23 protein-coding genes are annotated in these 25,665 nt (G+C 66.1%); 6 read left to right on the forward strand and 17 right to left on the reverse strand.

The features are described from left to right. Positions 1-12 precede the first annotated feature (12 nt). The 11 genes from CJ179_RS08370 to CJ179_RS08420 all read right to left on the reverse strand — a co-directional run bounded on the left by CJ179_RS08370 (position 13) and on the right by CJ179_RS08420 (position 11,617). Positions 13-978, reverse strand: a complete 966-nt coding sequence (locus tag CJ179_RS08370; RefSeq protein ID WP_072940938.1) for a DUF1839 family protein — start codon at positions 976-978, stop codon at positions 13-15. Then, positions 975-1,925, reverse strand: a complete 951-nt coding sequence (locus tag CJ179_RS08375) for an amino acid--[acyl-carrier-protein] ligase (RefSeq protein WP_072940941.1) — start codon at positions 1,923-1,925, stop codon at positions 975-977. The genes CJ179_RS08370 and CJ179_RS08375 overlap by 4 nt, the downstream gene beginning before the upstream one ends. Continuing rightward, positions 1,922-3,127, reverse strand: a complete 1,206-nt coding sequence (locus CJ179_RS08380; RefSeq protein WP_095861170.1) for an acyl-CoA dehydrogenase family protein — start codon at positions 3,125-3,127, stop codon at positions 1,922-1,924. Before CJ179_RS08380 ends, CJ179_RS08375 begins: the two co-directional genes overlap by 4 nt. Next, a complete protein-coding gene (locus CJ179_RS08385) occupies positions 3,124-3,366 on the reverse strand; it encodes an acyl carrier protein (protein ID WP_015889559.1) in 243 nt (80 codons plus the stop codon). The genes CJ179_RS08380 and CJ179_RS08385 overlap by 4 nt, the downstream gene beginning before the upstream one ends. Then, positions 3,363-3,800, reverse strand: coding sequence for a holo-ACP synthase (gene acpS, locus CJ179_RS08390; RefSeq protein ID WP_072940945.1), 438 nt, complete (start codon positions 3,798-3,800; stop codon positions 3,363-3,365). Before acpS ends, CJ179_RS08385 begins: the two co-directional genes overlap by 4 nt. A 259-nt stretch (positions 3,801-4,059) precedes the next feature. Continuing rightward, positions 4,060-5,433, reverse strand: a complete 1,374-nt coding sequence (locus tag CJ179_RS08395; protein ID WP_257015388.1) for a sugar transferase — start codon at positions 5,431-5,433, stop codon at positions 4,060-4,062. A 349-nt stretch (positions 5,434-5,782) separates the two neighbouring features. Beyond that, positions 5,783-7,627 (reverse strand): bifunctional diguanylate cyclase/phosphodiesterase, encoded by a 1,845-nt coding sequence (locus tag CJ179_RS08400; RefSeq protein ID WP_095861171.1) that lies wholly within the window; start codon positions 7,625-7,627, stop codon positions 5,783-5,785. Positions 7,628-7,641: 14 nt separating this feature from the next. Then, positions 7,642-9,765, reverse strand: coding sequence for an Rv1355c family protein (locus tag CJ179_RS08405; RefSeq protein ID WP_095861172.1), 2,124 nt, complete (start codon positions 9,763-9,765; stop codon positions 7,642-7,644). Then, complete coding sequence (locus CJ179_RS08410) at positions 9,762-10,538, reverse strand: hypothetical protein (RefSeq protein WP_095861173.1); 777 nt, start codon at positions 10,536-10,538, stop codon at positions 9,762-9,764. Before CJ179_RS08410 ends, CJ179_RS08405 begins: the two co-directional genes overlap by 4 nt. Positions 10,539-10,730: 192 nt before the next feature. Further along, positions 10,731-11,156, reverse strand: a complete 426-nt coding sequence (locus tag CJ179_RS08415) for a hypothetical protein (RefSeq protein WP_095861174.1) — start codon at positions 11,154-11,156, stop codon at positions 10,731-10,733. After that, the gene (locus tag CJ179_RS08420) at positions 11,153-11,617 is read right to left on the reverse strand and encodes a GyrI-like domain-containing protein (protein ID WP_072940954.1); all 465 of its coding nucleotides are present in this window, start codon (positions 11,615-11,617) and stop codon (positions 11,153-11,155) included. The genes CJ179_RS08415 and CJ179_RS08420 overlap by 4 nt, the downstream gene beginning before the upstream one ends. 347 nt (positions 11,618-11,964) lie before the next feature. On the opposite strand from CJ179_RS08420, the gene CJ179_RS08425 reads away from it, so the two are divergent. Genes CJ179_RS08425 through CJ179_RS08440 form a run of 4 tightly spaced genes read left to right on the forward strand, consistent with a single transcriptional unit; the run spans position 11,965 to position 15,705 of the window. Further along, the gene (locus CJ179_RS08425) at positions 11,965-13,224 is read left to right on the forward strand and encodes a class I SAM-dependent methyltransferase (protein ID WP_095861175.1); all 1,260 of its coding nucleotides are present in this window, start codon (positions 11,965-11,967) and stop codon (positions 13,222-13,224) included. Next, on the forward strand, positions 13,221-14,009 hold the full coding sequence (locus tag CJ179_RS08430) for a glucose-1-phosphate cytidylyltransferase (protein ID WP_095861176.1): 789 nt from the start codon (positions 13,221-13,223) through the stop codon (positions 14,007-14,009). Before CJ179_RS08425 ends, CJ179_RS08430 begins: the two co-directional genes overlap by 4 nt. A 3-nt stretch (positions 14,010-14,012) precedes the next feature. After that, complete coding sequence (locus CJ179_RS08435) at positions 14,013-14,663, forward strand: PIG-L deacetylase family protein (RefSeq protein ID WP_072940958.1); 651 nt, start codon at positions 14,013-14,015, stop codon at positions 14,661-14,663. A gap of 1 nt (position 14,664) precedes the next feature. Beyond that, a complete protein-coding gene (locus CJ179_RS08440) occupies positions 14,665-15,705 on the forward strand; it encodes an NAD(P)-dependent oxidoreductase (RefSeq protein WP_095861177.1) in 1,041 nt (346 codons plus the stop codon). Positions 15,706-15,724: 19 nt separating this feature from the next. Here the strand turns inward: CJ179_RS08440 and CJ179_RS08445 are convergent, their stop codons facing one another. After that, positions 15,725-16,291 carry a dTDP-4-dehydrorhamnose 3,5-epimerase family protein gene (locus CJ179_RS08445; RefSeq protein WP_095861423.1) on the reverse strand — a complete coding sequence of 189 codons (567 nt, stop codon included), beginning with the start codon at positions 16,289-16,291 and terminating at the stop codon, positions 15,725-15,727. 62 nt (positions 16,292-16,353) lie between these two features. Between CJ179_RS08445 and CJ179_RS08450 the strand changes: the two genes are divergently transcribed. Then, the gene (locus CJ179_RS08450) at positions 16,354-17,523 is read left to right on the forward strand and encodes a transferase (RefSeq protein ID WP_095861424.1); all 1,170 of its coding nucleotides are present in this window, start codon (positions 16,354-16,356) and stop codon (positions 17,521-17,523) included. Here the strand turns inward: CJ179_RS08450 and CJ179_RS08455 are convergent. The 5 genes from CJ179_RS08455 to CJ179_RS08475 form a co-directional block, all read right to left on the reverse strand. Further along, positions 17,478-18,026 carry a YdcF family protein gene (locus tag CJ179_RS08455; RefSeq protein WP_241031528.1) on the reverse strand — a complete coding sequence of 183 codons (549 nt, stop codon included), beginning with the start codon at positions 18,024-18,026 and terminating at the stop codon, positions 17,478-17,480. The genes CJ179_RS08450 and CJ179_RS08455 overlap by 46 nt on opposite strands. Beyond that, positions 18,027-19,595, reverse strand: a complete 1,569-nt coding sequence (locus CJ179_RS08460; protein WP_241031527.1) for an oligosaccharide flippase family protein — start codon at positions 19,593-19,595, stop codon at positions 18,027-18,029. Between the two features lie 14 nt (positions 19,596-19,609). After that, positions 19,610-20,638: a glycosyltransferase family 2 protein gene (locus CJ179_RS08465; RefSeq protein WP_095861178.1), complete on the reverse strand. Its 1,029-nt coding sequence runs from the start codon at positions 20,636-20,638 to the stop codon at positions 19,610-19,612. Positions 20,639-20,640: 2 nt separating this feature from the next. Next, positions 20,641-21,960, reverse strand: a complete 1,320-nt coding sequence (locus tag CJ179_RS08470; RefSeq protein ID WP_072940966.1) for a nucleotide sugar dehydrogenase — start codon at positions 21,958-21,960, stop codon at positions 20,641-20,643. Positions 21,961-22,038: 78 nt separating this feature from the next. Further along, on the reverse strand, positions 22,039-24,195 hold the full coding sequence (locus CJ179_RS08475) for an alginate lyase family protein (RefSeq protein WP_241031526.1): 2,157 nt from the start codon (positions 24,193-24,195) through the stop codon (positions 22,039-22,041). A 74-nt stretch (positions 24,196-24,269) separates the two neighbouring features. Here CJ179_RS08475 and CJ179_RS08480 point away from each other — a divergent pair, with 74 nt between their 5' ends. Next, entirely contained in the window at positions 24,270-25,661 is a 1,392-nt protein-coding gene (locus CJ179_RS08480; protein WP_241031525.1) for a putative glycoside hydrolase, read from the forward strand. Positions 25,662-25,665: the final 4 nt, after the last annotated feature.

Raw genomic sequence — 25,665 nt, forward strand, 5'->3', positions numbered from 1 at the left:
CGAGTAGATCCACTACGCGCGTCCGACCACGCGCGCCACGCCGTCCACCGATCGTTCCCACGCCTCGGCCATGCCGTCGAGTTGTGCTGACGGGTCGACGCTGCGTCCGCGAGCGGCGCGCGCCATCTGGAACTGCACACTCTTCGCGCCCTGCGCCACCTCCCGGAAGCCCGGAGCGAACGCCGCGGCCCCCGCGAACCCGTTGCGCTCGAGGTACTCGCAGACGTCGGCAGCGAGTTCCGCGGTGGCACCGCACTGCCGCAACACCCCGAACGTCCACAGGTGAAACGTGTCGATGCCCGCGCCGCGGATCCAGGGCACGTCGGCGACCACCCGCTCACCGAGAGCGCGCACCGGATTTCCGTCCGGTCGCGTCGCGAGATGATGCCGCAGCACCGCGTCAAAGCGGCCCGGTCGGTATTCCGGCTCCCCGTCGAACCGGACCTGCTCGACGTACGGCGTGAACGTCGCCGATCCGGCGAGGTCGAGTCCGAACAGCCCGCGAAAGTCGTCCCCGGTCAGCCGGTGATACCCACTGTTATGGAAGTACTCGAGCACACCGGACTCGCGGTCGACGAAGTTCGCGACGATCGTGGTCTTGGTGTGGCTCTCGCGGTAGCCGGTGCCTGCCGTGTCCGGGAGCCAGTGCGCATCCACCTCGACGGTCGACAACATCCCGACTGCGAGATTGTCCTCCACATGGTCGAGGACACCGCGCCAGACGTTCATCTCCCCCACGTCGATCCCGTACAGGGCGAACAGATCCTCGGGCTTGAACTTCAGGAACGTCCACTGCGATCCGTCGAACCGGGCGCCGAATGCGCACGCGGCGGCGGGCACCGGATCGAGCCCGAGCGAGTGGAGTACCTCCACCCACAGGTCGAGGTAGCAGTTGGTCTCGGTCCAGGTCCGTTCGTCCGCGTGGATGGGGTGCGGTTCGTAGCCGTCCGGCGAGATGTCGATCAGCCGGGACGTCACAGCGACATCCGGGATTTCACCGCGCTCGGCCAGCGCGACGGGTCCATGCCGTGGGTCCGCAGCATCGCGAGCGCGATGCGTTCCATCCCGAACCCCACACACGCACTATGCGCGACATCGCCGCCCGCGGTCGCGATGTCGAACGTGACACCGAAATGGTCCTGATGGCAGTTGCACGACACGACGGCGGTCCCGTCGTCGAGATCGCCGTACAGGCGCACCGTCAGCTCGGTCTTGAGGTTCTCGTCGCGCTGGTTGGCGGCCAGCATGCGTCCGGCCCTGCCGAAGAACGGGTCGTTGGCGATCACCGGTGACGCGTCCAGCCACAGGTCGGACAGCACCTCCAGCCCGCGCTCGATCCACGAGTCGCGGTGGTCCGCAGCCTGGTCCGCGGTGCCGATCCGCACGAACTCGTGCATCCGGAACGCCTGCATGCGGGCGGGATCGAACGCGGGCTCGTGCCGGAAGCAGTAGCCGTACACGTCGAGCAGTGCTCCCCCGTCCGGCAGCACTCCCGTGAACATCGGGTACGCGGGATGGCAGGCCGCCGACACCAGCATGGTGTCGGTCGGCTCGAGCCACCTGTCCCAGCTCTCGCCCTCGGCCCGCGCCGCGAGCAGTTGTGCGTGCTCGGCGTTGGTGCCGGTGAACGTGTTGACGGCACCGGTCAGATTCGGGAACGACGCGATGTAGTCGGTACGCTCGAAACTGGTGCGCGGGAACACCGGCGGAAACCGGAATCGGGCCGCGGACGCGCCCGGGCCCGCTGCCCGGACGACTGCGTCGATGCCGTCGACGATGTCCTCGAACAACCCCGACCGTCCGTAGAGGCCGGCGACGGACGTGTCCACCAGGAGCCCGGCTCCCAGCAGTTCCGCCCGGAACGCGCGGCGGGCGCGCTCGAGTTCGCTCGTCTCTTCCTGCTCCACTGCGATATCCGTGCTCATATCGTCCCCCGGTATGCGGTGGCCATCTGCGCCGAGTTGGCCATGATTCGATCGTTGTTGACCATCACGGCCGCACCGTGCGCATCACGCAGGTGCCGGCCGAGCGAGTACTCCGTGTCTTCTCGGTAGCCGGCGATCCCACAGATCAGCAGGGCCCTGCCGACGAGGTCGACGGCCAGGGTCGACGCCGTGACCTTGAGGTTGTTCATCGCCAGCGAATAGCCGACGCCGCAGGCGACTTCGGCCTCCGGCGAACCGGCCGGAGCCGCGTCGGCGTCGTCGAACCGCCCGGCCGCCGCGAACACGACGTCCGCGAACTGCTGATGCACAGCGGCTGCCTCGGCGAGGCGCAGGGCGGCGGGCGACGCCGCGCCCGGCTGCTTACGCGCGGCTACCCGCACGTACCGGCGCGCCTTCTCCACCGCGGCGTCGGCGATGCCGAGCCACACCGCCGACCACACCGAGTGCGACACCGGGAGCATAGTCGTCGCCGAGATCTCCGAGTAGGGATCGGCGACGACGAGATCCGGGGTGGTGGTGGCCCGCAGCACGAACCCGGGACTGCAGGTTCCGCGCAGCCCCAGCGTGTTCCAGTCACCGGTGCGCTCGAGCGTCACGTCGGCACGCCGGCAGATGACGAGCACCTGGTCGCTCGACGGGCTGTCGGGGGTGCGCCGCGCGGTCGCGAGGATCGCGTCGGCGTACTCGCCGTACGAGATGACCGGGGCGTTCTTGACCAGCGACACCACGCCACCGGACCGCTCCACCGCGCAGGTGCTGCGGCGGACGTCGCCGCCGATGCCCAGTTCCGTCGTCGCCGACGCCAGCAGGTACTGACCGGCGACCGCGGCGCGAAGGAAGCCGGCGACGCCATCACCACCCGGATGTCTTACGAGCGAAAGGATCTGGGTTTGGTGCATCGCGAAGATCATCGCGGTCGCGGCGCACTGGCGGCCCAGGGTCCGGGCGATCGTGCACAGTTCCCGAAGTGTCGCACCTTCACCACCCAGTTCCGGAGGGACGGCGCACGAGAGCAGACGCTGGTCCCGGAGCGCATCCACGGCCTCCTGCGGAAAGCGCGCGTCACGATCGACGTCGACGGCCCACCGCGCGGCCACCTCGGCCACACTCGCGGCCCGCGCCGACGGTCCGGAAACCTGGGCGGACCCGATCCCGGTGTCACCCGCGAGGGCGATGCTCATGCCACGCCGAGTTCGACGAGCGCGCCCCGGATGGAGTCGACGCTCGCGAACGTGCTCTTGCGCAGCAACTCGTCGGGGAATTCGATGTCGAACGAATCCTCCAGCGCCAGCATGACGTTGACGCTCGCGTGGGATGTCAGACCGAGTTCGTAGAGATCGGCGCCGACGGCGATGCTCGCGGCGTCGACGGACAGCCTGGCGTGGTCGCCGAGAACCTTGCGGATGGTGTGCTCGCTCATGGGTGGCGTTCTCCTTCGTGATCGGGGGGCGTGCCCAGCCGGGATGCGGTGACCATCGCGATCGCGACGTCGGCCTCGTGCGAGATCGAGACGTCGAACCCGCCGAGCCCCTGCCGCTCGGCGAGTGCCGATGCGTTGCCGGACAATCGCACTCCGCATCCTCCCCAGCTCTCGCGCCGGATCTCGATGGACTGCCACGGCAGGGCGACGTCGCCGGGGCGCAACACCTTGACCACGGCCTCCTTGGCCGCGAATCGGGCGGCCAGCCGTTGGACCCGCGCAGGTCCTGCGCAGGTTTCCAATTCGTGGGGTGTGAAGATTCTGCTCAGATAGCGGTCGCCGAACCGCTCGACACTGCTTCGCACGTGCCCGACCGTCATCACGTCGCACCCGATGCGGGACTCGGGGATCGGCGACACCGAACCACCAGACATCGATCCCCCTGCTCCAGTCTTCGACAGTCCCACGTTTCGTGCGGGAAGCCACTCTCAGCGACTCTCCAGCAAACCCTTCGAGAAGTTACCGTACTTTGCCAAATAAAGACAAGAGGTCCTTCGGTGTGGGCATAAACATACCCCGAGTCTGTAACGCTGTCTCCTCGAAGCCGATGATGTCCGTGGGTTGTCCGCAGTCTCGACGGGCGACCGCCCTACCGCCTCGCACGCCCATGATCGGCGCCGGACCGACACACCCTCAGTACGCGCCTTCCGGTCGCAGCACGGCGCGCACGGTCTTCCAGAGGATCAGCAAATCCAGCGTGAAGCTCCAGTTCTCGACGTAGTGCAGGTCGGTGCGCACCGACTCCTCCCAGCTGAGGTTGCTCCGGCCACTCACCTGCCACAGTCCGGTGAGTCCCGGTTTGACGAACAGACGACGCCGCGCACCGTCGTCGCCGTAACGCGCTACCTCGCATTCCAACGGCGGCCGCGGACCTACCAGCGACATACTGCCCGACACGACATTGAACAACTGTGGCAGCTCGTCGAGCGAATAGCGGCGAATGAACCTGCCGATCCGGGTGACCCGAGGGTCGTCGTGCATCTTGAACATGACGCCGGCGCCCTCGTCGAACGCCTCGAGCTCACGGATTCGAGCTTCCGCATCCACCACCATGCTGCGGAACTTGTACATCGTGAACACCTCGCCGTCCCGTCCGACGCGAGTCTGCTTGAACAACGCCGGACCACGACTGCCGGCGCGGATCGCCCCGCCGATGACGAGAAGAACGGGCGCGATCGCGATGACGATGACGAGAGCGAAGATTCGATCGAAGACATTCTTGATCACCCACGCCGGGCCCGAGTACGTCGGCGCACTCAACTGCATCAACGGGACTCCCGCGACGGGGGCGATGTGCAAGCGCGGACCGACGACATCCATGAGCACGGGCGCAATCAGCAGATCGGTACCGGTGCCTTCCAGCTCCCAGCTCAACCGCTCGGTGCGAGCGGGAGTCCAGCCGCTCGAGGGGAGAACCGCGATCGCTTGAAACGAATGAAGCCTGGTGATGCCGACGATGTCCTTCTCCGTGCCTATCACGGGAGTGTCGTCGATGGCGAGCGGAAGCTGTTCACCCGGTCTCACGTCGGCCAGGCAGATCGCATCCACGCGCCACCCGGCCTGCGAGATGTCCGGCGTGCGCTTGATCAATTCGAGCACTTCGTCGACGTCACCGGCGACGAGGACGGATCGCAGATAGCCTCCCGATCTCCGGCGCCTGCGCAGTGCCCGTCTCAGCACGTAGCGTCCGAGCACCGACAGCGCCGCCGCGAGCGGAAGAGCGCCGAACACCCATGAGTGGCCGTTCGCCGTACCCAGGGCGTACCCGGCGACGGCCATCACCGCGATCACCCACACGTACGCTCGTCCCACTCTGCGAAACTCCTCGGCTCCGCTGCCGAGAATGCGTGGATCCCACGCATGCGCCAACGCCAGGGACAGCATCGTAAGGACCGGAACCGCGACCGCGACCGCGAGGCTCCCGGCCCACGTCCAGAGAGGGATTTGGCGGTAGACGACCGTGACGAAGAGGTCGGCAGCGACGACGCTGACCAGATCGCTGCCCATCGCCGCCTGAGAGTACGTACGCTCCCAGGACGGCCGCGGCGAGGGGGGTTCGGGCACGGAACGACCGGGAATGGTCGGGACCCCCGCCCCCCTACGGCCGTGTGCGCATTGAGATCTGATGAGGAGTTGAGTCCGCTCGGACACGCTCAGTGCCTCGAAATCGCTTCCACATTCGCACATTGATCAAACCCATGCTCGGAGCCCGCCCGCCACCGCGTCGATCCGATCGCGCCGTGGAGTTGATTACTACCCTCAAAACATACTCCGAGTCTGTTATAGCTGCAATCAAATGCCTTTAATTATTATAATTGAAATAAACCGAGCTTTCGGTATGGTTTTTGCTCGACCTTTAAAGGCCTACCTCGATAACTCCGGCCACCAGCAACTTGCCGATCTCCTCCGCCGAGACCGGGCGGCTGAACAGAAATCCCTGCGCCCGATGACATCCCATGTCCAGAAGTTGCCGGGCCGACTCCACGTTCTCGACGCCCTCCGCCACCAATTCCAGGCCGAACGACTCGGCGAGGCCGATGATCGATTTCACGATCGCCCGGTCCTCCGGGTTGGTGTCCAGGTTCATCACGAACCCCTTGTCGATCTTCAACGTCCCCACCGGCAGTGCCTTGAGGTGGCTGAGGGAGCTGTATCCGGTGCCGAAGTCGTCGATCGCGACCTCCACGTCCATCGCATGCAGTCCTTCGAGCGCTTCACGCGTCCAGGTGAGGTCGCTGAGCACTGCGTTCTCCGTGATCTCCAGGCACAGTGCGCCCTTCCGAAGGTCGAACTCCGTCAACGCGTTCGCGACGACGTCGAGAAAGTCCAGACCGGCCAACTGGCCCGGTGAGACATTGACGCGGAGATCCAGATCCCGCTCGGGCACCTGCGACCGCCAGTCGGCCCACTGCCGACAGGCCTTCCGGATGACCCAGCGTCCGAGTTCGCCCGCCACATTCGTCGCCTCGGCGACGTCGATGAACGAGCCCGGTTGCAGCAGCCCGAGCAACGGATGATTCCACCGCACCAGGGCCTCCACCCCGATGATCCGGCCGGTGCTCAGGTCGACCTCGGGCTGGTACTCGAGAAACAGCGACTCGTCCGCGATGGCCGCACGCAGACTGAGCTCGATCATGTTGCGTTTCTCGCTCTCCTCCTGCATCTCGTCGGTGAAGACGCTGATCGCGTTACCGCCCTTGGTCTTCGCAACCATGACGGCCTGGTCGGCCTGGCTGAGGAGCGAACTCGTGGTGGCCTTGCCCGGACGCCCCGCCGCGACCCCGATGCTGACACTGCGGCTGACCACCTCGCGGCCGAGCCGCACCCGTTCGGTCACGACGTCGCGGATGTGCTGCGCCCGTCTCTCCGCCTCCTCGAGACCCACCGACCCTCCGAGCACGAGCACGAATTCGTCGCCGCCCAGCCTCGAGACGAGGTCGTCGGCCTCGCTGGTCGATCTGAGCCGGTCCGCGATCGTCGAGATGAACCCGTCGCCCGCCCCGTGACCGAAGAAGTCGTTGAGGGGTTTCAGGCGATCCAGGTCCAGGAACAGAATGGCGACCGGCCCGGGTTCGGTCGACGCCAGGCGGGTGTCCAGGTGGTGGTAGAGGGCGCGCCGGTTGCTGAGTCCGGTGAGGGAATCGTGATCGGCCGAGTAGCGCAATTGCTCCTCTACGACGATGCGGGCCTGGACCTGGGCGAGCAGTGCGGCGATCGCCTTGAGGACGTCGAGCTCCGGCGGTGTCCAGTCGCGGTCGCCGAACTTGATGAATCCGAGCGTGCCCGTCGTCGTCTCGCCGGACAGCAGCGGAACGGCGGCGAGTGACACCTGCGGCACCCCCGACGCCTCGCGGACCCGTTCGTTGTAATCCGGACCGGACACCTCCGGACGGAAGATGGCGACTTCCTTCTGGTGCTCGATCTGGGCGAAGGTCGGATCGGCATCCTTGAAGTAGACGACGCCGAGTGGGTCGGGGTCGGGGATGAAGGGCCGAAGAGGGTATTCCGCGACCAGGACCGTCGCCGCGATCTGGTGGTCGGTGAACCGGAGAAAGCTGGTGTCGACCTCGAAGTGTTCCACGAGATCCTGCAGCACGCGGGTGGCCACGGCCTTGAACGAGACCGCGTCGACAGGCGTGAGCCGCGACGCCACGGTTGTCACCAGGGTCTCGAGTTTTTCGGTTTGCTTCTCGGTGTTCACGGGCCCTCCTGTCGTTACGATATCCGCCCTCGCACCCGGTCGGCGCGGCGCTCGCTCCGAACCGACGGGCCCGGCGCATGGCTGAGCCGTAACACCATGGCGAGCGCCTCACCTGCCTTCGCTCCGACGACGTCGAACAATTCTTCCCGCAGCCTCTCCAATGGTGCCGCATATTGCGGTGAGAGTTGTTCGAGTTCCGCACTTTCCACACCGTAGAGAAACACCGGCGAAATCGGCTGGACGGCGAGGCCGAGCGCCTGCGCGTGGATCCACACACTTTCGGTCGCCTCACCGCCGCGCACATAGTCCCGTGAGGTGCTGCCCGGAACCGCGACGACCGCGACAGCCGAACTCGAGGCAATCCGGTCGGCGGTGGACTTGCCCAGCGCCTGTCCCGCGTCCTGTGCGCCGAGTCGTTCCATGACCTCGGGTCTCCGCAACAGCGCGAGCGTCGACAGTTCCGCCGAGTCGAGTTCCAGTGCGCGCACGTCGATGCCGGTGTCGACCGAATCCCGGGGTGGCCACCGCAACTCGCCGATCATCTCGCGGTGCAGGGTGGGTGTGAGGAAACGGATGCGGTCCGACTCCGCCAGAATGGCGCCGATCGCCGCGATGTCGTCCCGGTCGGTGACCAGGCAGAGGCGGGCGCCTTCGCGAGCCGCGGCCTCGGCGAGAAGGCCGGCCTGCGAGTCGTCCAACGGCCGGGGGACGCCCAGCCTGCGGTTGGTGGTCCGGTCGAGCATGTGCTCGTAGCGGTCGCTGAGTTCCCGGTCGTTCCCGCTGCCGAACGTCATCGTGGCGACGGGAAGCCCCGGACCGCGGTCGTGGACCGTCACCGCGCCGAGAAGCCCGGCGGCGGACGCGGCGATCCGGGCGTTGTGCAGCGCGGCGCCGACCGCGACACAACTGCCGCGGTACCCGACGTCCATGGCCGTCGTGTACTCCGGGGCCAGGGAGATGGTCAGTCCCGCGTCGTCGGCCGCGATCGTCCACGGCTGGACGTTGCCGCCGGAAGGCGCGCGGGCCGCCGCATTCACGACGGCGTCGACAGTGTCCTGCGGCGGGGCCGCGGCCCGGTTCACCGGTTGCTCCGGCAGGTGTTGCGGCAGCGGTGGATCGGCGAGGGCATCGAGATGATCGTCCAGATCCATCCGGCAGCGACCCGACGCGAGCGGCTGCCCGAGCCCGATGCGCCGCACCGCCGCCGCGACCTCCGCCCCACCGAGCAGCACTTCGCCCCCGAGCTGAGGCCACGTGGTGATGGTTTCGTCCACCTCCACCAACGACGCCGCCATCGTCGCCGACAACTGTCCGGCGTCGAGAATCTGCAACACGAGCGGAATCTTGTCCCGCGAGCCGAGGCCCGCCAGCGATTCCACGTCGACGTCACCGATCACTCCGTGGAACAAGGGTCGATCGGGTTCGACGTCGAAACGCTCGACGTCCAGCAGACCCCGGTCACTGGTCGCCATCAGCACCGGCAATCCCCTGCGCCGGGCCTCCCGCCGCAGGGACACCTTGACGTCGAGGGAGTCGCATTCGTCGATCACCACGTCCGTGCCGTCCAGAAATTCGGCGACCGATACGACGTCGACACCGTCCTTCCATAACGTCACTGTGACGTAGGGGTCGATCTCCGCGACACGGCGGGCGGCGACCACCGCCTTGTTCACGCCGAGGTCCAGAACGGTGCCGGGAACCCGGTTCAGGTTGGACAGCTCGAGCGTGTCGAAGTCCGCGAGCCGCAAGCCGCCGCACGCGCCTTCCAGCGTGAGAGCCAACGCGACGGCGTGACCGACACTGAGACCGACGATCCCGACGGTGACGTCTCTGAGGCGTTCCTGCTCCTGCGCGGTGATCTTGTTCCGATTCCGGTCCAGCCGCAACAGCCGGAACGACGTAGGACCGAGTAGACGCACCACGGTGCGTCGCCACGAGTAGTACGCCCACACCGGAGCCTCATCGAGCACATCTGGGCCCGGCGCGGGAACGAGGGAATGCAGAGCGTCCCGCTGATGGTCGAGTCGATCGACGAAGACTACCGCGGGGTCGCGGCGGAGGCGGTCGAGTACCGCCGCGTCCCCGGAGTGGCCCTCGTCGAGCAGCAGTGCGGTGTACTCACCGTGTGTTTCGTTCACGAGACGCTCCGCATCGGCCGGACGACGTCTCCTCCCGTCCCCGTCGCGATGGCTGCCGACGGCGCCGGTCCGGACGTCGTGAGTAACAGTTGGGCCAGCTGCATGGATTCGGCGCGGCCCCTGCGCCTACTCCGATCCCACCACATCAGCCGTGTCTCGTAGCGGTCATCCGGATAGGGCACGGGAGCAATATGGTCTGCCACTACCCCACCGGTGGTTCGCCACGTGTCCAACACGTGGGATGCGGCGGTCGCGAGCATGAACTGGACGTCGAGCAGATCCATCGAGAAGGTAGCAATACGACCCAGTGCGCCGACGAGTTCACCGCGCCGGGCGGCGGTGTCCGACACCCATGCGCCCTTCGCCTCCACGACACCGAACGGCAGCCGGTCCTCGATCATCCGGCGGACGGCGGGAGCCCCGGGATCGTTTGCCCATTCCGTGATCGCATGCGCCTGACCAGCATAAATGTACGGCCCCTGCGCGCGGACACCCGCTGCGACGGAGCCGTTCGGCTCAATCGCGACGAAGAAGATCGCGGTGCTGTCGCCGTCCTGAATCCGGCGGTACTCGAGCGCCTTCTCGGCGCCGTACTTGCGATAGCCCGCTACCGCTCCCTCGAGATATGCTTCCCACAGCTCGGGCTCGTCGGAGGGCCGGGCGACGACGAAGCGACACTCCGACCGTGGATCCCACACGCTCAGCGTTCGGTCAATTAGGGTGTCTGTCGACCACGCGTCGACCTGCGGACGCGACAGCTGTTCCACTGGCATTGGCTTTCCCATCGGAGTCGGTGCGGCAATTCCGGGGACTCACGGGTTACGTAAAGACCCCAAGAACTGGACACACGAACCCGGTCACAGCCCCGCGGCTACTTATTTTCCGCGTTTACACCGGATTTGTCACCTGAGATGCCACAAATGCGCTCGAAAACAAACTTCAGGTCGGTAATTGTCGACCCGAATTTAAGCGAGGGAAATGAACAGCTCGACGTTGCTCGGAGCGCGGAAGACCTCGATCTCCTCCGCGTAGGCGCGCTCGATGCGCCCTTCCTTCTCCGCCAGCTCGGCCTGAATCCACACGTCCTCGATCGGGTCGGACGATCGTCCGTCGGGCGTGAACTTGGCGAAGTAGCCGGCCGGGACACGCACCAGTACGTCACCGACCTCGAGCTGACCGAGGTCGGTACACCGATATCCGATCACGGCGGTCCACCCCAGATCCGGGACCGCGACATATACGGTGACCAGCTCGGCAGTGCCGCGTTGCTGGATGCGCTCGCGGGTGAACTTCATCAGATCGGTCGAATGCGCCGACGAGCTGAGTTCCGTGCGCGGCAGAACGAGCCCCCCGAAGTCGGCGGACTCACGCTTGACGATCTCGAAACTCATTGCGGCCCCTGCATCGTGGCGGGTGGCACTATCGCCACATACAGATCGATCCCGAATGCGTGCGGGTAGAACTCGAAGTCGCCGGTGTAGGACCTCTCGATCTGCCGCGATTCCTCCGCCTCACGAATCTGCCCCCAGAGCGCGTCGAAAAGGTCGGGAAAGGTTCCGACCGAGGAGAACTTTGCATAGGTTCCCGCAGGAATCCGTGAGACCAGATGCCCGCGCCCGACCTGATCGATCGATGTGCACTCGTAGCCCACGATTTGCGTGTAGTACGAGTTGATCTCGGGAGCGTGGTCGACATAGGCAGACGCCAAAGGCCTGTCCACGTTCTGCGCCAGCAGGGTGGACCACGTCTTTTCGAGATCCTTGTCGCGCGCTTTCCCCAGCGCCCTCTTGGGGCTGCGGACGGCCAGTCCGGCGACCAGCGTCTCTTTGCGTTCGACTATGACGAACGGCATCGGGCACCCTCCGCTGTCACCGGCACATTGGGCCTGTAATGGCTATTAATGTTCGCCCGCCTTTAATTTGGGGGACGAGATATCACCATACCTCCTCCGTATCCCGCGGTCTGCGCCCTTAGTCGCGAAAACCTCCAGGACTGAGAAATCGCCCATTTGACCGAGTCCCCACATGTCGCCAAATAAAAGAACAGTCATCCTTAATTCGGACTATATACATACTTGAAGTTGGTTTAGAGCCTTGCAAGACGACTCCAAGTGTGGTTAATTGGACGGATCGAGACTTCGGGTGTGACGCAACTCACGCGCAGCGGCCTCCAGGTCTCGGTGACGAGGGGAGACTGCCCGTGCGCTGCCGACTGTGCGACTCCGATCGCTTGCGAAGCGTCCTGGATCTGGGAGCGACGCCGCCGTGCGAGCTCTTCTTGACCGAACAGGGCCTGGACGCCCCCGAGACGAACTACCCGCTGCACCTACGCATCTGCGAGGACTGCCTCCTGCTTCAGATTCCGGCCCTGATCTCTCCGCAAGACACCTTCACCGACTATGCCTACTACTCGTCCTACTCGGACTCATGGGTCGAGCACGCACGCCGATTCGTCCACTCTTCGGTGTCGCAACTCGGCCTCGATGGGCGCTCGTTGATCGTCGAGGTCGCGAGCAACGACGGCTACCTGCTGCAGCACGCGGTCGACGCCGGGATCCGCTGCGTCGGAATCGAACCTTCGCACAACGTCGGTGCGGCCGCGCGTGAACGAGGAGTTCCCACTCTCACGGCATTTCTCGACGAGGAACTGGCCGCGCACGTCCGCGCGGAGCACGGGCCGGCAGACCTCGTGGTTGCCAACAACGTGTACGCGCACATCCCCGACCTCCGCGGGTTCACTCGCGCTCTGCGTACCCTCGTTGCCGACGACGGCAGGCTGAGTATCGAGGTGCACCATGCCCTGAATCTGATCGTCCTCGCGCAATTCGACACGGTCTATCACGAACATTTCCAGTACTACACACTCCTCTCCGCGACGCGTGCGCTCGCCACGGCCGGCCTCTCGGTCGTCGACGTGGAACTGCTGGAAACACACGGCGGCTCGATCCGGATCTGGGCGCGTCCCGACACTGCGGGCGCGGTGCCCACACAGCGTGTCGCCGACGTGTTGAAGCAGGAGGAAGAAGCCGGCCTGCACGACGCCGAAGGATACGGCCGACTCGAACTGAAGGCCAGAGCCACTCGACAACAGTTACTCGGGTTCCTTCTCGCCTGCCGAGCCCAGAACAGGACCGTCGTCGGCTACGGCGCTCCCGGCAAGGGCAACACACTGCTGAATTACTGCGGAATTCGTCCCGACCTCCTCGAATACACAGTCGACCGGAATCCCTATAAGCATGGCCGTTTCACGCCAGGCACCCGGATTCCGATTCTCGACCCGAAGCAGATCGAGAAGGATCGTCCCGACGTCGTCCTCGCGCTGCCGTGGAATCTCGAAGCGGAACTGACCGAACAATTGCGATACATCACCGAGTGGGGCGGTGAGCTCGTCTTCCCGCTCCCCTCCCTACACAGCGCGACATTTCAACCCGACAGCGCGGCAAGGAGGCTCACGACATGAAGGTTGTCCTGTTCTGCGGCGGCTACGGCATGCGGATGCGTAACGACCGCAACGACGCCATCCCCAAGCCGATGCAGATGGTCGGCCCTCGGCCGCTGCTGTGGCACGTGATGCACTACTACGCCCATTTCGGGCACAAGGAGTTCATCCTCTGTCTCGGGTACGGCGCCGAGGCCATCAAAGAGTTCTTCCTCGACTACCGCGAAGCGGAGTCCAACGACTTCGTTCTTCACGCCAACAAGATCGAGCTACTGCATTCCGACATCAGCGACTGGTCCATCACGTTCGTCGACACGGGTCTGGAATCGGCGATCGGTGAACGACTGCGGCGCGTGCGGCAGCACCTGGACGGCGACGAGCATTTCCTCGCGAACTACGCGGACGTCCTGACCGACGCTCCCCTCGACGACGTGGTCGCGAAGTTCCACGAATCCGGTGCCGCGGCGTCGATGCTCGTCGTCCCGCCGCAGTCGTCGTTCCACTGCGTGAATGTGGCCGACAACGGTGAGGTCAAAGAGATCATTCCGGTCAGCCGGCTACCAGTCTGGGAGAACGGCGGGTATTTCGTCCTCAGCGACGAGATCTTCGAACTTCTCCCACCGGGTGGCGATCTGGTCGCGGATGTCTGCGAAACCCTGGCGGGCGAGGGCCGGCTGTTCGGATACCGCCACGAAGGGTTCTGGAAGCCGGCCGACACGTTCAAGGAGCGGGCGGAACTCGACGCGAACTACGCAAAGGGCATCCATCCGTGGATGGTGTGGGAGCAACCGGAGGCGGTGTCATAGCCCATGCTCGACCTCCATGCTCTGCGTGTCGCCGAGATCGCCGTTCTCGGTGCGCACTGCGACGACATCGCGATCGGTATGGGCGGGACGCTGCTGACTTTGGCGTCCATGTCGCCAGGACTCCGGGTGCGTGCCCTGGTGTTGTCGGGTGACGACTCCCGGCGAGAGATAGAGGAACGGCACGCGCTCACCGCGCTGTGCCCCGGAGCCGACCTCGAACTCGATGTCCTCGACGTTCCCGACGGCCACGCGCCCGGATACTGGGAGCCGATCAAGACTGCACTCGAGGGATTCCGGCGACGATGCGAGCCCGACATCGTGTTCGCACCGCACCGCGGGGACGCTCACCAGGATCACCGGTTACTGGCCGAACTCGTACCGACCGTGTTTCGGGACCATCTCGTGTTGGGATACGAGATCCTCAAGTGGGAGGCGGACACCCCCCAACCCACCGTCTTCCACCCTTTGATACGAGCGGTGGCGGAGGAAAAGGCCCGGCTTCTCCTGAAGCACTACCCGTCCCAGGTCGACCGCGACTGGTTCGACCAGGAAGCATTCCTGGGCGTCACCCGGCTACGGGGTGTCCAGTGCCGCCGGATGCACGCCGAAGCCTTCGTTCTCGAGAAGGCGGCCATCCGATTCGGAAGGACCTGACATGCGAGTACTCCTCACCGGACACCGTGGCTACCTGGGCACGGTCATGGCTTCGTGTCTGCTCGGCGCCGGTCACGACGTGGTCGGGCTCGACTCGGGACTGTTCGCCGGCTGTATTCTCGGTCCCGCTCCGGTGGACGTGCCGTCGATCGATGTCGACCTGCGCGATGTGCAGCAGTCACATCTCCTCGGATTCGACGCGGTGATCCATCTCGCCGCGCTGTCGAACGACCCGCTGGGTTCGCTCGCCCCCGAAATCACCTACGCCATCAACCATCACGCGTCGGTACGCCTCGCTCGACTTGCGAAAGATGCCGGAGTACAACGTTTCCTGTACGCATCGACGTGCTCGGTGTACGGCTCGGCAGGCGATGAACTCGTGACGGAGAACGCTCCCCTGCGCCCACTCACCCCGTACGCGGAGAGCAAGGTGCGCGTAGAGGAAGACGTGACCGCCCTCGCCGACTCGGGGTTCTCGCCGGTCTTTCTGCGAAACGCTACCGCGTTCGGGTTCTCGCCCTGCCTTCGCGCCGACATCGTTCTCAACAACCTCGTCGGCGTCGCGATGCTCACCGGCACTGTGCGTGTGCTGTCGGACGGCACACCATGGCGTCCGCTCGTACATGCCCGCGACATCGCCACTGCATTCTGCGCCGCACTCGTCGCGCCTGTGGACGCTGTTCACTGCCGCGCCTACAACGTGGGCACGGAGACCAACAACGTCACCGTGGCGCAGATCGCGGAAGCCGCCGCGGCGGCTGTGCCCGACTCGACCGTCGCCGTCACCGGAGAGACTGGCCCGGATCCGCGGTCGTATCGAGTCGACTTCAGCGCGATCCGGACGGCGCTCGACGGATACACACCGCAGTGGACCGTCGCCGACGGCGCGGTCGAACTGTACGAGAACTACGTGCGGTGGGGGCTCACCGAGGAACTGTTCACCACGCGATTCACCCGATTGGCTCACTTGCAGACGCTGCGGGCCTCGGGCGTGCTCGACGAGTCACTCCGGTTTCTCCGTGTCGGGGCCGGACATGGCTGACATCGGCATCTCGCGGTCGTCAGAGACACCGCAGCAGAGCCTCCCAGCTTCCCGCCGAGGCATCGCGTGGGCTCACAGCGGACACCGGGAGCGGCCACTCGATCCCCAGGCTGGGATCGTCGTAGGCCACGGCGAGATCTTCGGTCGGATCGTGGCCGCGGTCGATCCGGTAACAGACGTCGCAGTCGGTGATTGCCTGAAAACCGTGAAGGAATCCCGGTGGCACGAACAGATGCGAGAAGCTGACGTCATCGAGTCTGAACGCCTGCTTCCGGCCGAAGGTCGTCGACGTTCGCCGCACGTCCACGAGCACGTCGTATATCGCTCCCCGCGCGCAACGCACGAGCTTGGCCTCGCCATCTCCCGATCTGCAGTGCATACCGCGGATCACGCCGCGCACCGATCGCGACTGCGAGTCCTGCACGAAGTCCGCGGCACGGACCGGCCGGCCCGAGCACGCCCGGCGCGCGACGGCGTCGTCGAAGATCTGCGCATCGAACGTCCGCGTGAAGAGTCCCCGCCCGTCCCGAAACGGCTCGGGAGTGAAGAGCAGGACGTCCTCGAGTTCCGTGTTTTCCACGCGCACGTCACCATCGTGCCGCATCGTCGTGGGCGGATCCGGCATTTCCGGAAGTCAGGGTGGCCACGATGATCTGCCGCGGATGTGCCGGATCCGACACGGTGCGGGTGCTCGACCTCGGGTGCACGCCTGCTGCGGACCATTTCCCGCCGGAGTGGTCGGCGATCGACTCGTGCGAGTCGGCGCATCCGCTGGCAATGGAGTTGTGCCGACGGTGCGGCCTCGCGCAACTCGCGGAGGACGACACGACGCCCGAGGAGCCGCACGGCGTCGAGCCGCTGGCGTTGCGGAAGCAGGCTGCCGACGCCGTTCGGACGGTCGCGGTGTCGGGTTTCCTCGACGGTGACACCGTACTCGAGTTCGGCAGCCCGCACGGCGGTAGCTGGCTCGGACTGCTCGCGTCGCGCGGATTCTGCCCGCCGCCCCCGGGGAGACGTGCCTCGGTCGTCCTCGACTGCTTCGGCCTCATGCACGAGGCCTGCCAGCGGTCGGCACTGCGGGAACGAGTGAACGCGACGGCAAGTGACGGTGTCCTTCTGCTCCAATTCCACTCTCTCGCTACGATAGTCACACACCGCCAGTGGAACGCGCTGCGGCACGGTCACTATGCGTACTACTCGTTGACCGCGCTGCAGCGGATGCTCACGGACGTGGGGATGAGCGTGTCGCACGCGTGGGAGTTCGACCTCTACGGCGGCACCGTCCTGATTGCCGCGCGGCACGGAGTCCGCTCGGACACATCGCACACCGTCCGCAACATCCTTGCGGCTGAAAACGCCCTGGGGGTGTGCGAGCCGCGAACACTCCGGACCCTCCAGCAGGCTGCGGACGGTCACGCCGGTGCGCTGCATACCTGGCTCGCCACGATGGCCGGTCGCGGACAACGGGTCTACGCATACGGCGCGGCGTCCCGGGCGGTGGCCTTGTTCAGCCGGGCGGGAGTCGACCATCGCGTGTTGTGCGCGGTAGCCGACGCGTCCCCCACGAAACAGGGCCGCCGGATGCCCGGCACCGACGTCCCGATCATCTCCCCTGCGCAGCTGCTCGCGGACGACCCCGACGTGGTGCTGCTGACAATCGCCGACCTGCTCCCGGAGGTGCAGTCGCAGCTTCCGGGGTTGACCGGCAAATGGGTGGTGGACATTGCCGACGGGGACCGGCCGGACGCCGATCACGCACTTGCTCATGGAGGTCAGCAGCCTGGCTGGAACACGCTCCGCACGTACCCTGCCGTCTGATAGCCGCTCTGCCACACCCAATCGGCGGTCGAGATGTCCGCCGGGCTGGCCGCCATCATGACGTCCCCACCGAAGCAGCGTTGAATGATGTACCGAGCCCGTGACACGTGTGGTGTGAACGTGACCACGATGACGCTGTTCCACCCGCCGGCGGTCGCGAGATCGCGGAACGCCTTCGCTTCCCCGGCGGTGGTCGCGGGGTCGGGATCGAAGCACACAAGGGCAAACGCGAACTGCGCCGCGCAAAGTCGAGCGAGCCACTTGTCGGATCCACCGCTCGGATCGGACAGCACCACATTCCCGGCGAGCCCCTCGAGCGCGAGGTCGAGTCCGTACGTATACCGCTCGTGTCCGGGGCCGCCGAGGACGAGGATCGCATCGGCTCGGTGCAGCTCGTCGAGTTGGGGTTCGACATATGTCGGCACACACGCTGCCGTCGCGGTGAGAACGGCCGCAACCACGCAGATGAACATCCAGCGCAACCATCGAGCCGTCCGGCGCACCTAGCGTTCCCCTCTCACGGCTCGTGCGACGCGGCCACCGACCGAGCGGACGGCCTCCCGTATCTCCGCGAAGACGGACGGTGCGACCAGCCGAAGGGTCAGCAGGTAGGCGATCAGGAACGCGACACACTCCAGGGCGATCGCCGCGAGTCCGACTGCGATCGACCGCTGGTCCGACTGCACCACGTACCGTTCGAGCGGCGCGATCACCGCGAACGCCGCAAGCGAGGCGATCACCGGTGGGGCCATCACCCGGGCTATCTCACCGCCCGATGCCCCGACCACCGAGCGTGCGAGTCCGAGCCCGGTGATCCCCACGACGATCGCCGCCCCCGAAACCGCGAGACCGACCCCGGCGAGCCCGAGAGGTAGCAACAGCAGCAGCAACGGGACCCCGGTCAGCAAGCCCGCTGCGGTCATCCAATTCATACGGCTGGATCGGCCGGCGCCCTTCATCGCCTCCGCGCTCACCGAGTTCATCGCCACGCCGAGTCCGAAGCCCGACATCGATGCCACCGCCACTCCGGCACCGCGCCAGGGCTCGCCGAGCAGCACCACGACGGCGGGCTCACCGACGGCGACCATCAGTGCCCCGGCCGGCATCGCCACCCGCCAGATCCAGCTCAGAGCACGCAGGAAGGCGTCCTTGAACCGCTGAGAGTCGGCGGAGATACGAGCGAAGGCGGGAAACAGCACGTACGAGCAGACCTGGACGATCGCCATGCCGGGGAGCAACGCGATCCTGCGGCCGTAGCGGTAGTTGCCGAGCGCAGCCTCGCTCAGCCCGCGACCGATGATCGTCAACTCGACGACCTCCTGAGCCCTGGCGGCCGCGCCGTCCAGCAACAGCGGAAAGGAGAAGACCGCCATCTCACGCCAGAGCCGAATCGAGAACCGCCCACCGAACGGATGCCATCGGGACAGCCACCAACTCGCGACGATCCACACGAGCATCGACGAATACGAGCCGATCACCAGGGACCAGACTCCGTACCCCAGGGCGGCGAAGACAATCGAACCCGCTGCAAAGGTGATCCCGACGGCGGGATCCACGATGATCCGGCGCTTGAACTGGAAACGGCGCTGCATCAGGGCATCCGGGACGGACGTGATCGCGATCAACAACATCGACCCCGACATGGCAGCGGCCACGGTCCCGACCGCCGGGCTGTTGAATATGCGTCCGATCAATGGAGATGCCGCCAACATGACCAGGCTCATGAGGATCCCGGTGCCCAGCGTCACCCAGAACACCGTTGTGGCCGCATTTTCGACGTCGTGCTCGCGCTGAACGAGTGCCTGGGCCAACGTACCGTGGGTGACGACCACCAGAAAGGTGGTCATCACCGTGCCCGCCGCGAACACGCCGACGATCTCGGGACTCAGCAATCGCGCCAGCACCAACGTCTGCACGAACGTCACACCCTGCACGATCAGCAGACCGGCCGCTGCCATCGCCGCTCCGCGGCGCAGCTTTCCGCTCAGAGTGCCGACCGGGACGGTCTCGGGCGCCGGTACAGATCCCGCGTCATCGCGCTCGGGGGCGCGCCCGGGTGTCGACGAACCCACTGCGCCGCCATCGTTCACAGCCGACTCACGGATTCGCTACGCCGACCGATCGTGTGTCCGAGAGCAGCGGTCGCCCGTTGCTTGAGCGGATGCAGCCTGCGCATCGTCTGAGGGAAGAGGAACAACGAGCAGGCCACCAGGGCTGCGCGGAGCGTGTGCCGCTGCGCGAACGCCGCTTTCGCCTCGACACGCGCCGCGACCAGGTCTCCTTCCAGGAGAGACCGTCGAGCCTGCCGCATCGCCTGGTGATACCGCAACCGCTGCAGGTTCGTCCGTAGCGCGTCCAGGTCCTCGGCCCGGCTCGTGGAATGCACCACCGTCTGGAACGACCGTTGAATGCGCCGATCGAACGCCTCGACTCCGGCGGGGTCGCGCGATACCGAGTCCTTCCGGACCCGGCAGCGCGCGAGGCGCTCGGGGAGTATTCGCACGTCGAATCCGGAGGCGACGAGCCGCAGCCACATGACCACGTCCGCCTCGACTTCCTGTGTCGCGTGCTCGTACCCGCATACAGCACTCCACGCCTCGCGCCGAACCGCGCCCGTGTAGTAGGGGATGTACCCCGCGAGCATGTCGGTCAGCGTGAGAGGGTGCCCAGGGTGCGGTCGTGTCCGGAAGCCGATAGAGCGTAGGTATCCCTTGTGTGTGCCACCGTGGTCGTCGAACAGGAAGGCGTCACAGCCCACCGCGTCGATGCCCCGGTCGGCGGCGAGCACCGTCCCGGTGCGCGCACAGAAGTCCGGCATCAGCAGATCGTCGCTGTCGAGCACGCAGAAGTACTGTCCGCGCGCCAGCGCGGCCGCAGCCGTCACGCCCCCCTCGTATCCACGATTCTCTTGTCTCACCAGTCTGATTCGGCTGTCGGATGCGTAGGACCGGACTATCGCCGCGATCTCGTCGGAGCGTCCGTTGTCGACGACGATCAACTCCCAGTCGGTACGGGTCTGGCCGCGCACCGACTCGATCGTCTGCACCAGGTACGGCTCGGTCCGGTACGCGGTGGTCAGAAAGCTGAATGCAGGAAGGGGTCGCGACACGCTCACCGTTACCACCCCAAACCCACGTAACCTTCGCGCCGGCGCCGCTCCTCGGCGCCCGGGAGTCTGACGAGGTCGACCACCGTGTGCTGCGCGCCCGCCCGGTTGACCGCCGCCACCACCGAGGGCTCCCTGGACCCGGCGATGAGCACCTCCGCGTGGTCGAGAACTGCATCGACATCATCGGTGAGAACCTGACCGATGTGCGGCAGCAGTTCCTCGATGAATTCGCGGTTCGCACCCAACAGCCTGGACAGTGCGACATTCGCATCGCAGATCTTGACGTCGTAGCCCTTGCCGATGAGCCTTTCGGCCAGCTCGACCATCGGGCTCTCCCGCAGATCGTCCGTGCCGGGTTTGAACGACAGACCGAAGATGCCGATCCTGCGCTTACCCAATGCGATCACCTGGTCCACTGCCCGCCGCAGGTGCATCTCGTTCGACACCAGCACGTTCGCCAGCACCGGCACTTCGACGTCATGGACTCGCGCGGTATGCATCAGCGCGCGCACGTCCTTCGGCAGACACGATCCGCCGAACGCGAATCCCGGACGCAGATAGGCGGCACTGAGATTCAGTTTCGTGTCGGCGAGGAAGATGTCCATCACGGCGTGTGAGTCGAGTCCCAGAGACGCGCAGATGGCTCCGATTTCGTTGCCGAACCCCACTTTCAGGGCGTGGAAACTGTTGTCGACGTACTTGACCATCTCGGCGACCGGGATCGGAACGCGGAACCGCGGTCCACCGAGCCCGTCGTACAGACCCATGACCTGCCTCCCGCTGCGTTCGTCGCTTTCCCCGACCACCGTCTTGGGCGGATTGAGGAAGTCGCGCACACTGCTGCCTTCGCGCAGGAACTCGGGGTTGACGCAGACGCCGAAGTCGACTCCCACCCGCTTGCCCGATGCGCGTTCCAGTCGCGGGATGAGTATCTCCTCGCAGGTACCCGGAACCATGGTGCTGCGGTAGACGACGACGTGGAAACTGTCCTTGGTGGCCAGGGCGGCGCCAATCTCGTCGGTCGCACGTTCGAGATAGCGGGTGGCCAGTCCTCCCCCCGGCGCGGACGGGGTGCCGACACAGACCATCGTGACGTCGCTGTCGAGGACAGCGCGGGCGGGGTCGTCACTGACGGTGAGCAAGCCTGATTCCACGACCTCGGCGATCAGCTGGCCGATCCGCTCTTCGAAGACCGGGGTCTGGCCTCGGCGCAGAAATTCGATCTTCGAGGAATTGACGTCGACCCCGACCACGGGGAAACCCCGGGATGCCAGGCATGCCGCGGAAACACATCCGACATACCCCAGCCCGAAGACGCTCAGGGCCATCCGACGCTCCGATGGACGTACATACAATTCGGTCGCGCTCATCTCAACCGCCAAAACCAGTAGGGATCTCAAGGTTTGCTAGTGCAGCGTATTCCATACTACGTCCCCGTTTTTAGCTGTGGTTCCGATCGCGCAGTTGATTGTTACTCGATTTAACGCATCCCCATCTCGCCATCTCACGGCGAGGGACCCATCGCGAACAGCAAGGGTGAGGTCTTCGGCCCACGCGCCGCGCTCGTCCATCGGGTTGAGCACGGTAGCGACCGCTACCGGCACTTCGCCGGCACAGCATCCGCCGACCAACCATGACGGCTCTCTCGATTCCAGCCGACACGACCACCAACCGAGGCCGTGCCGGGCGTCGCCCCGTACCTCGTACGGAATCAGCTCAGTGCTGGCGGCGTGGACCAACTGGAGAATCGGCTCCCCATTTCGGCTGGCGAGGTGACCCCCGTCGACCGGTGTGACCTCCAGCGACGGCGACAGCGGCCACGACGTGCGCACCTCGTGGCGGCCTCGGCCTGCGATGAGATCGACGACGAGGACGCTGCCCCGATCCGGCGGCGCGATGAGCCACCTCCGATGCACCACCGGCTTCGAGAGTCTCCCGTAGCCGCTGTGTTCGGCATCGACGACGCTGCGCTCGAGGTCGACCGACCGCACCCGTACGCGGGCATGCTCCGTCCACAGAAACGGCCCGCCGACAACCGATTGGTCCAGGCCGTCGACACACACGGTCGCGTGAGCGCGAGTGCCCCGATGAGCAGCGCGCCAGTCCGGGTGCCTGTAGTAGCTGCCGGTGCCGGGATCGCCGATGACGTCCTCACCGTCGATGCTCAACGTCACTGCGAGGGCGTCGGCGTGCCCGTGTGCGGCGAGCGAGAGGTATCCCAGCGGGCCGACGTCCATAGTCAGCCGCCGCGATCCGGCGCGCAGCACCACCAGGCCGCCGTCCGGAGCGAAGAAGCTGCGAGGACCGGGTTCTGGGACGGCCTCCGATCCGGAAACAGGTTCTGTGCGAGCGTAGTTCATCCAGGCCGCCGACAGCGTCGTGCCGCCCACCCGGCGTGCCGACGCGTTGCGGGTCACCGCGGCGACCGTGCCGAGATGATCTCGGACCGTGCGCACCGGCTCGGCGCCGAGCCGGAGCGCGAAACCCTCGTCGTCGTCTCCGTAGCGTGGCGCCGGGTCACGATCACCGACGAGTGCTGCGATGAAGTCCGCGCTCCGGTCGACGGCGGCGGTCAACTCCGGCGGTGGTCGACCGTCACGAAGCGTCAGCAACGCGGCCACGGTGAGCAGCAGTTCCGACGTGAAGATCTGGTATCCCACCGACTGCTCGGCGCCTGCGCCGTCGGGCAAGATCTGCCGGGCTGCCTCGGCGGACAGCACACGGATCGCGTCCTCCTCCCAGGACTCGGCGCCGGCCAGCTCCGGCAGAAGAATCGCCACTGTGGCGACGCCGGCCATTTCCCCGACGAGGTGGTTGTTGGCCGAGCTGAACTGCGAACGCTCGTCCCAGCAGCGACGGGCAGACTCGGCGAGCAGACGGACGACAGCCCGGAACCTCGTGGTCGTCAACCCGGGCGAATCCCGCAGCCCCTGTAGTGCCACCGCGATCGAGATCGAGCGCACGCCCGCCTCGAATGCACCACGCCATCCGATGCCGAGGCCCGATGGATTCTGTTCGATCCACGAGTCGAGTTGACGAAACGCCGCGTCACTGAATCGCTCCTCACCGGTGAACAACCACGCCTCGGCGAGCCAGGGCAGATGCTGGAGTCGATTGAGCTCCCAGATCCACTTCGGATCACCGTCCGCCGTGCGGTGGTTGATTCGGGATGCGGGCACGACGGGCCAGCCCACTTTCGAAAGCGGGTCGTAGTGCCAGTCGATCGGCTCCGGCAGCGTCACTTCGGGGTGACCGAAGTACGAAAATCGCCCGCAGGCCACACGCTCGGCGGCCGCGATCACCTGCCCGACCGCGGCCGGATGTGCACGGGCGATATCGGCGGCCCGGTCGCGGTCCAGAAGTGCCGGCCGGCCGACGCATTCCCGGAATCTCGCCAATGCGGCGTCCCAGTCCGGTTCCGGCGTCCCCAGCAACTCGGAGTCGGTCGTCTCGCCGCGCCCGCTGAGCGGAAGCAGGCTCCGACCGGCCCGACTCGCACGCCACGCCACCTCGCGCGGTCCCATCGTCCGCAATCGGCGTACGCGCCAGAGGAGTTGACTCACGGCGTCCTCCTTGCGAATACGAGAACCTCGTGCGGCAGGTGACAAGGTGCCGTCGGGCGTGTCAAGCTGACTCGGTGCCCGGCATTCTCGCCTTCCGGCGGTTCGGCCGCTTCCGGTTCGCCCTGACGGCGGCCATTGCAGCCGTCGGACTGATCGCCGCGTGCTCTACGCCCGTGGAAGAACCTCAGGCGCCAGCGCCAGCGCCGGCGCCGGCGCCCGCGCCCGGCGATCCGCACTCCCTCACGTTCCCCAGGACGGCAACGTACTTCCTCAATCAGCAGGAACTTCCGTCCGTCGACGAGCTCGCCCGATATGACGTGGTAGTCATCGACAACGAATGGGCGAACCGGAAGCCGCGCGAGTACTTCGACGAACTCCGTCACGCGAACCCGCGCCTCCGGTTGTTCGCCTACGTGAATGTGGTCGACCATCCCGATCAACTCGGCTCGGAGGCGTACTGGGCCAACCGATACGCGTTGTGGCAGTACGACCAGAACGGCGAAAGTGCGTTCCCGGATTCCTGGCTGGCGCACACCATGGACGGTGCGCCGGTCAGCGAGTGGCCGGAGTCGACGATGACCAACCTCACCGACCAGGCGCCACGGATCAACGGCCAGGTCTTTGCCGAGTACGCCGCGAACTGGGTGGTCGACGACGTCTGGTCTGCGGGGGTGTGGGACGGTATCTTCCTCGACGTCTGGGGCGACCGGATCTACAGTGCGAACCGAGATCACTGGGACATCGATTCCGATGGCACCGACGAACCGGACGACGCGATCTACGGGTTCGGAAACCCCTGGGAGCGTGGCGTGAACCTGGCCGAACAGATCATCCGGCAACGAATTCCGGACGCCATCCTGATCGCGAACGGAGACCGGACGCTGCTGGCGCAACAACTGGACGGCCGGGCGTGGGAGAAATTCGCAGACCCCCGCGCCGACCGGAATCCTATGTTCGACATCGAGCAGTATGCCAGTCTGACTGCCGAGGGGGACCATCGCATGCCCGGCCTGGCGATGACGATCGACAGGCTCGGTCCCGCACCGCATTCGGCACCGGACTTCCAGCGTGCCCGGTACTTCCTGGCGGCGACGTTGCTCCAGGACGGATTCTGGGCCCCGATGGGCGCCGACTACGACGAGCCGGCCTACTTCGACGAGATGGACGGTGGCGGACTCGGCTCGGGGTACCTCGGGCACCCCCTGGTGGCCAACCCGTCGCCGGCCGCCCTGAACGATCCGTATGCGGACGGGGTCGGGTCGCTGGGCCACGGCCTCTTCCGTCGCGACTTCGAGCACGGCATCGTCCTGCTGAACACCGATGGCAAAGCCCGGGAAGTGCAGCTCGAGACACCCTTTCGGCGACTTCACGGCAGCCTGGATCCGAGCACCAACAACGGGGCCACCGTCACGTCGGTGACCCTCCAGCCGAGCGACGGTCTCGTGCTCTTGCGCGAGAACCCGTAACCGC

This window comes from Rhodococcus sp. ACS1, from assembly GCF_002300155.1.
GTDB classification, from domain to species: domain Bacteria; phylum Actinomycetota; class Actinomycetes; order Mycobacteriales; family Mycobacteriaceae; genus Rhodococcus_F; species Rhodococcus_F koreensis.

Bases quoted from the DNA above. Each gene is read 5' to 3' on its own strand.
- CJ179_RS08375 (WP_072940941.1), bottom strand. From the start codon at position 1,925: ATGAGCACGGATATCGCAGTGGAGCAGGAAGAGACGAGCGAACTCGAG.
- CJ179_RS08380 (WP_095861170.1), bottom strand. From the start codon at position 3,127: ATGAGCATCGCCCTCGCGGGTGACACCGGGATCGGGTCCGCCCAGGTT.
- CJ179_RS08385 (WP_015889559.1), bottom strand. From the start codon at position 3,366: ATGAGCGAGCACACCATCCGCAAGGTTCTCGGCGACCACGCCAGGCTG.
- acpS (WP_072940945.1), bottom strand. From the start codon at position 3,800: ATGTCTGGTGGTTCGGTGTCGCCGATCCCCGAGTCCCGCATCGGGTGC.
- CJ179_RS08395 (WP_257015388.1), bottom strand. From the start codon at position 5,433: ATGGGCAGCGATCTGGTCAGCGTCGTCGCTGCCGACCTCTTCGTCACG.
- CJ179_RS08410 (WP_095861173.1), bottom strand. From the start codon at position 10,538: ATGCCAGTGGAACAGCTGTCGCGTCCGCAGGTCGACGCGTGGTCGACA.
- CJ179_RS08415 (WP_095861174.1), bottom strand. From the start codon at position 11,156: ATGAGTTTCGAGATCGTCAAGCGTGAGTCCGCCGACTTCGGGGGGCTC.
- CJ179_RS08420 (WP_072940954.1), bottom strand. From the start codon at position 11,617: ATGCCGTTCGTCATAGTCGAACGCAAAGAGACGCTGGTCGCCGGACTG.
- CJ179_RS08430 (WP_095861176.1), top strand. From the start codon at position 13,221: ATGAAGGTTGTCCTGTTCTGCGGCGGCTACGGCATGCGGATGCGTAAC.
- CJ179_RS08435 (WP_072940958.1), top strand. From the start codon at position 14,013: ATGCTCGACCTCCATGCTCTGCGTGTCGCCGAGATCGCCGTTCTCGGT.
- CJ179_RS08440 (WP_095861177.1), top strand. From the start codon at position 14,665: ATGCGAGTACTCCTCACCGGACACCGTGGCTACCTGGGCACGGTCATG.
- CJ179_RS08450 (WP_095861424.1), top strand. From the start codon at position 16,354: ATGATCTGCCGCGGATGTGCCGGATCCGACACGGTGCGGGTGCTCGAC.
- CJ179_RS08470 (WP_072940966.1), bottom strand. From the start codon at position 21,960: ATGGCCCTGAGCGTCTTCGGGCTGGGGTATGTCGGATGTGTTTCCGCG.